Origin of the sequence: Streptomyces sp. NPDC093064 (assembly GCF_044754605.1) — a bacterium.
GTDB lineage: Bacteria > Actinomycetota > Actinomycetes > Streptomycetales > Streptomycetaceae > Streptomyces.
Map to the genome: position 1 here is coordinate 156,053 of NZ_JBIVPK010000017.1, position 6,000 is coordinate 162,052.

Consider the following 6,000-nt stretch of genomic DNA (forward strand, 5'->3'; position numbering starts at 1 on the left):
CGAAAGCAGGCGCTTCCGACTCGTTCATGACGGGTACTCAGCTTTGGCATGACCCGGTGGTGAACGGTGTGAGGGTTTATCGGATTTTCGGCATCCCATCGGGTGCGCGAGGGCCCGGCCCTCTGTTTGCTTTCCGCTCGAAGGTGGGACCGGCCGCCCCGTCGCTCGGCAAGCGAGTCCACGACGCTGAGTCTTCTCCAACCTCAGACCGACGCGGCAAGGTGGGGGGCGGGGGTAGCAGGAACAGCGCTGGCCCGAGAGCAGAGCAGCAGTCTGGTTCATTGCCCGTCCCGCGAACACGGCATCGTCGACGCGCTCTTCTTGGCCGGCGTCCCCTGGCGGGCCGACAGGGGCTAACAGGGCGCCGGAGGCACGGTTCGCGTTTCCCTGCCGCGGCAGGTGGGTGCTGCTTTCCACCGGTCAGCAGGCCGTCAACCGGTCCCATGCCAAGATCCGGGCCTTCGTCGAGCAGGCCGTCGCCGCACTCAGGTCCTGACGACTCCTAGGCACGTCGAGTTGTCAGCTGTGCGGCCAAGGAGTGGGCTCGTTGCGGTGAGCGCAGCGACTGCAGCTCTTCCTGCAGCCCATGCGACTCCCGGCCGGATGCGACCGCTCATTCGTAGTCGTACGTCATGACGATGCCGAGGGTGCTCTGCGCCGGGAGGAGGCCGGTGCCGACGATGTCGAGCACCGGTGGCACGAGCAGTTCGGCCAGCCGGGCCGCCTCGTCGGTCGTGAGCGTGTCCCAAGGGGGCGCGGAGAGTTCGTCGGTGAGCTTTTCGATCGCGGTTCGGACCCGCTGTCCCTCGCCGGTGGCCCTACCGTCGGCTTTCACCAGGCCGCGGGCCGCGGGCGTTCGCGGGCGGCGGACCACTCCTCGTCGGTCCACTGCCTGCTGCTGAACACCTCCTGCGGTGCGGCGCCGACGGCGGCTTGCGAGACCAGGGACTCGGCGGGGCCGATGCCGTGGGCCTGGAGGGCGGCGATGTGGCCGTCGCCGCGGTGCTCGCGCAGGATGGTGGCGGCTTGCCAGAGCACTCTGTGCGGTTCGTCGGGCCAGGGCAGTGCGGCGTTGGCGGCGGCTATGGGGCGGCCTGCCGTCTCGGCCGCCTCGCAGACGCGGCGGGTCAGTTCCGCGGCCTCGCGCAGCGCCGGCGAGCCGATCCGGTCGCCGAGCAACTTGCGCAGTGCGCGGTCCACTGCCGCACTGCGGGCCTTCAGGACCTGCTCGGGCGCGGCGGTCCGCCAGGCCTGTTCGGTGTAGCGCTCCACCATCTGTGGGCTGAGGCTGTAGAAGAGGGCGTTCACCAGCTGTGGGCCGGCCGGACCGAGCGGAGCGGCGCGGTAGGCGAAGTAGCTCGGCCAGCGCTCATCGGTGGCGTAGCCGAGGGCCGCGGCTTCCTCGAAGGCCTCCGGCGCGTAGTAGAGCGTGGCATGGACCGGCTCCAGTAACCGCCACATCTGTCGAACTGTGCGCAGGGCGTGCGTCATGTCGTTACCTTCGCTTTCACCGTCACCCATCAGGAACTTGCCGTTGACTAGATTGCGTCGGCCCCGTCATCTTGTCAATGACTACTTGTCGGCGACTAGATGTGGGATAGCATGGTGCGCATGGCCGCACCACGCACGTACCACCACGGAGATCTGCGCCGGGCCGTCCTCTCCGCCGCGCTGGAGGTCGTCCAGAGCGACGGCGTCGCCGCGATCAGCCTCCGCGACCTCGCCCGCCGCGCTGAGGTCTCGCACGCCGCCCCCGCCCACCATTTCAAGGACAAAGCCGGGCTGCTGACCGCGATTGCCACGGAGGGTTTCGAGCTACTGGCCGCCTCCCTGGCCACGGTGTCGGCCGACACCGCAGGCCGGCTACGCGAAATGGGCGCGCGGTACGTGGAGTTCGCTCTGGACCACCCGGCCCACTTCGAGGTGATGTTCCGGCCCCAGTTGCTCCACGGCCACGACCCGGAACTCGCCGCCGCCAAGGAGCGCGCCTCCCGCGCGCTGCACTCCGGCGTCGAGGACCTTCCTGCCGGCAGGCGCGGCCCCGACAGTCGGCGCACCGCGCTGGCCGCCTGGTCACTGGCCCACGGCTTCGCCGCCCTCCAGCTCAGCGGCAGCCTCCCGGTTATGGACGACGACCCCGCCGAGACCTTTCGCGCACTCTTCGACGACCACCCCGTCGCGGAGGTGCCGTAGCCGACCGCTGCCTTCAGGAGCCGCCCGCCCCAACTCCGGTTCGCTGAGGATGTCCTGGAGCATGAAGGTGTTCGCTAGGCGATGAGCTCCCAGCGGATCGGGCGGGTCAGCGCCGCGGCGATCCGCAGGCAGGCGCGGGTGAAGCGGCGCGGGATTGCCTCGGTCGACGCGTGCAGTTGCGCCGCTAGTTGGGGGAGGCCGCTGTCGCAGGGGTGTGTCAGAGTCTGGGGTATGGTCGGCCAGCAGGGCGAGGGGGTTCTGTTCCTCGAGTTCGTGCCGCTGGCGGATCCTGATCTCGGTGTGATCGTGTGCCGGCTGGCCGGGCTGCTTCCCGGCTGGCACCCCAGCCAGATCGGTCCCGTTGCCCGTAGCCGCGGGCTGCTGTGCCCGTAGTCGCCGCGGTAACCGTGCCGTCAGGCCGGGGGTGGAGGAGGGGCGGGGGCGGCTTGGTCAGGAATCGAGAAGCGCGGGGGGCGGAGCGGGTTCTAGCCTGGGCGTCATGGATATCACTATTCACGCGAGTTTCCTGCCGCATGATGATCCGGATGCGTCGCTCGTTTTCTACCGTGACGTTCTCGGTTTCGAGGTCCGCAGTGATGTCGGGCAGGGCAGGATGCGGTGGATCACGGTCGGTCCGGCCGGTCAGCCGGGCACGTCGATCCTTCTGGCGCCGCCGGCCGCCGATCCGGGAGTGACCGAGGACGAGCGGCGCACCATCACCGAGATGATGGCCAAGGGAACCTACGGCTGGATCCTGCTGGCCACCCCGGACCTCGACGCTACGTTCGAGAGGGTGCAGGCCGGTGATACCGAGGTCGTCCAGGAGCCGACCGAGCAGCCGTACGGCATCCGTGACTGCGCTTTCCGCGATCCTGCGGGCAACCTGGTCCGTATCCAGGAGCTTCGCTGAGCCGTGCGGGTATCGGTCCGGCCGTGCCGGCACTGCGGCCACCTGTAAGGAACGCGGTGCTCCATCGCGGTGGTGCCCGCCTTGCCGGCCGCCCGCCGGGGCCGCGTCCGCAGCCTCGTTGAACCGGAGTCGAATCGGATTGGAGCCCGGAGTTCTTCCCGCTGCCGTCCGGCAGTTGTTCGGCCGGCTGGCCGGCTCCGGCGGGCCGGTCCTCATCACCGAGTGCCTGGGGTGCCTGTGTCGGCGGGCATCTCAGGCGCTGGTAGGCGTTGATGGAAGAGACACGGAAGGGGATTTTCATGTGTCGGCCCGAGTGGCGGCGTGCACGCGTCCAGGCGCAGCGCTTGACCGATCTTGCGCGGCTGCGGCGCGTCCGTGACCGGATCGACCGGGAGTACGCGCAGCCGCTGAACGTGGAGGCGCTGGCCCGCGGTGTGAACATGTCCGCCGGGCACCTCAGCCGGCAGTTCCGGGCCGCTTATGGTGAGTCGCCGTACGCGTACCTGATGACGCGGCGCATCGAGCGTGCGGCGGCGCTGCTGCGGCGTGGCGACCTCAGCGTCACCGAGGTCTGCTTCGCGGTCGGCTGCGCGTCGCTGGGCACGTTCACCACCCGCTTCACCGAGCTGGTCGGCATGTCGCCCGGGGCTTTCCGGCGCCGCGCGGCGGATGCGGCGGGTGTGGCGGGCGGCCGTGCCGATGCCGCGAGTACGGCCGGTGATGGGGGGCCTGGGGTCACGGTGGAGGGGATGCCGGCGTGTGTGGCGAAGCAGGTGACGAGACCGGTCAGGAATCGAGAAGCCCCGGCCGCCGGGTGGCCCCTAGCGTGATGGCCATGGCAACCACCGCATCCACCGCATCCCACACGTCCATCGCAACCGTCACCCTCGAGGTGGCCGACCCCGAGGCCGCCCGCCGCTTCTACACCGCCTTCGGAGTGGACGCGCACCTGCGCCTGCGGGCGTCCGAGGGGCATTCCGCCGGATTCCGCGGCTTCACGCTGGCGCTGACGGTGTCCGGGCCGGCCACCGTCGACGGTTTCGTCGGCGCCGCCGTGGACGCCGGTGCCACGGTGCTGAAGCCCGCCGCGAAGTCGCTGTGGGGCTACGGTGGCGTCGTCCAGGCGCCGGACGGGACGATCTGGAAGGTCGCGACCTCGGCGAAGAAGGACACCGGCCCGGCCACCCGCGAGATCGACGACATCGTCCTCCTGCTCGGCGTCGAGGACGTGAAGGCCAGCAAGCAGTTCTATGTCGGCCGGGGCCTGAGCGTGGCCAGGAGCTTCGGCGGCAAGTACGCCGAGTTCGCCTCCGGCGAGTCCAGCCCCGTCAAGCTGGCGCTGTACAAGCGCCGGGGCCTGGCCAAGGATCTCGGCGTCCCCGCCGAGGGCACCGGCTCGCACCGCATCGTCGTCGGCGGCACCGCCGGCTCCTTCACCGACCCGGACGGATTCGCCTGGGAGGCTGCCACGTCGCTCACCCCCGCGCCGTCCACGGCGCCTGCACTGTCCTGACCCGCGGCCTCGCACCCCCGGCCCCGGCCTGCCTCGTTCCTGTACGGGAGGAAACCTGCCATGCAGTCCACGAAACCGTCCGCCGAGAACTCCGGCACGACCGCTGAGCAGTACAACGGATTCACCGCCGAGGAGCGGGCCGCGATGAAGGAGCACGCGCGGGAGCAGAAGAAGGCGCAGGCGCGGCGCGGTTCGCGGGCGGAGAAGGAGGCGGCGGCGGAGCGGGACGTGCTCGCGAAGATCGCCGAGATGCCGGAAGCGGACCGGGTCCTCGCCGAGCGGATCCACGACATCATCACGACCGCCGCTCCGGACCTCACGCCCAAGCTCTGGTACGGGAGGCCCGCCTACGCCAGAGACGGCAAGGTCCTGTGCCACTTCCAGGGCGCGCAGAAGTTCAAGTCGAGGTATGCCACGCTCGGATTAAGCGACCAGGCGGCACTCGACGACGGCGCCGTGTGGCCGACCGCATATGCCCTGAAGGAGCTGACCGCGGCCGACGAACAGCGCATCAGCGCGCTGGTCAAGAAGGCGGTGGGCTGAGACCGGCTGGGGCAGCACCGGCCGCGAACGTGACCGAGCCGTGGAAGAGTTCACACGCTTGGCACAGCGCGTCGCCGCGGCCGGGCTGATTCCACGGGAAGGCGAGCCGAAATGCGCCGGTTCCGTCCTCCACTGACGCGCGCAACCCGGCAGTGCTGAGGCGGACTCGGAGGAGCGTGGCCGGGGCACCCTTGACCGGAGCACTGTGTTGGGGGCTGTGGCCGTGTGGACCAGCATCGTCTCCTCGGCATGGCCGTGGGTGGCGTACCTGTGCGTGGCCGCCCGTACCAGTTCGATGCGACGGGCTCGCGCCTCATACGGGTCCGTGACGGCGGCAGCCCACGCCCGCAGACCCGTGACGCGGCCGAGCCGGACGGGCAAGCCACCGTCTCGTGTGGCAATGGGCGTCACCGCGTCCAGAGCGTCGGCTTCGCTGTCGGCACCGGGCAGCGAGGCGAGATCGGCGATGGGTTGGTGGCGTGCGGCTCAGTATCCGAGGTCGTGAGCGAGCGCGGTCAGACATGGTTCGGTGTTGTCGTCGGCCAGAAGAGTACGTATAGGCCACGGCCACCGGCACCACCCCGACCGGCACCGTCACGGTGACCGTCGACGGCAACACCTACCGCGCCACGCTCGACGGCGGCGCGGCGGACGTCAAGCTGCCTGCGTTCCACCACGACGCGGGCACGCATGCCGTGACCGTGAACTCCGGGGACGCCAAGGTGCTTGCCGGGACGGCTGACGCACAGGGCCCCGGCGTTTGCCCGGCTCATCCTGACTTGATCGGTTGATGTCGGTAGTGGGCCCCGAAAGTAGGCGAACACGGCCCCTGTGGATCATG

General features: G+C 70.0%; 7 protein-coding genes and 2 pseudogenes. 8 read left to right on the top strand and 1 reads right to left on the bottom strand.

What is annotated here, in order from left to right; all coding sequences use genetic code 11:
- Positions 1–288: 288 nt before the first annotated feature.
- Positions 289–493: pseudogene (locus ACIQFZ_RS22050) on the top strand (IS5/IS1182 family transposase); the annotation flags it as partial.
- A 120-nt stretch (positions 494–613) separates the two neighbouring features.
- Here the strand turns inward: ACIQFZ_RS22050 and ACIQFZ_RS22055 are convergent.
- Positions 614–1,491: pseudogene (locus ACIQFZ_RS22055) on the bottom strand (hypothetical protein).
- A 120-nt stretch (positions 1,492–1,611) separates the two neighbouring features.
- Between ACIQFZ_RS22055 and ACIQFZ_RS22060 the strand changes: the two are divergent.
- From ACIQFZ_RS22060 to ACIQFZ_RS22090, 7 genes are all read left to right on the top strand, one after another.
- On the top strand, positions 1,612–2,193 hold the full coding sequence (locus ACIQFZ_RS22060; protein ID WP_365426646.1) for a WHG domain-containing protein: 582 nt from the start codon (positions 1,612–1,614) through the stop codon (positions 2,191–2,193).
- 231 nt (positions 2,194–2,424) lie between these two features.
- Positions 2,425–2,586, top strand: a complete 162-nt coding sequence (locus ACIQFZ_RS22065; RefSeq protein WP_383059470.1) for a hypothetical protein — start codon at positions 2,425–2,427, stop codon at positions 2,584–2,586.
- 106 nt (positions 2,587–2,692) lie between these two features.
- A complete protein-coding gene (locus ACIQFZ_RS22070) occupies positions 2,693–3,103 on the top strand; it encodes a VOC family protein (RefSeq protein ID WP_365426652.1) in 411 nt (136 codons plus the stop codon).
- 299 nt (positions 3,104–3,402) lie between these two features.
- Positions 3,403–3,933, top strand: coding sequence for a helix-turn-helix transcriptional regulator (locus ACIQFZ_RS22075; RefSeq protein WP_383059472.1), 531 nt, complete (start codon positions 3,403–3,405; stop codon positions 3,931–3,933).
- Positions 3,933–4,616 (top strand): glyoxalase, encoded by a 684-nt coding sequence (locus tag ACIQFZ_RS22080; RefSeq protein WP_365776072.1) that lies wholly within the window; start codon positions 3,933–3,935, stop codon positions 4,614–4,616. Before ACIQFZ_RS22075 ends, ACIQFZ_RS22080 begins: the two co-directional genes overlap by 1 nt.
- A 60-nt stretch (positions 4,617–4,676) precedes the next feature.
- A complete protein-coding gene (locus ACIQFZ_RS22085; protein ID WP_402691956.1) occupies positions 4,677–5,159 on the top strand; it encodes an iron chaperone in 483 nt (160 codons plus the stop codon).
- Positions 5,160–5,758: 599 nt separating this feature from the next.
- Positions 5,759–5,950 carry a hypothetical protein gene (locus ACIQFZ_RS22090; protein ID WP_402691957.1) on the top strand — a complete coding sequence of 64 codons (192 nt, stop codon included), beginning with the start codon at positions 5,759–5,761 and terminating at the stop codon, positions 5,948–5,950.
- Positions 5,951–6,000 lie beyond the last annotated feature (50 nt).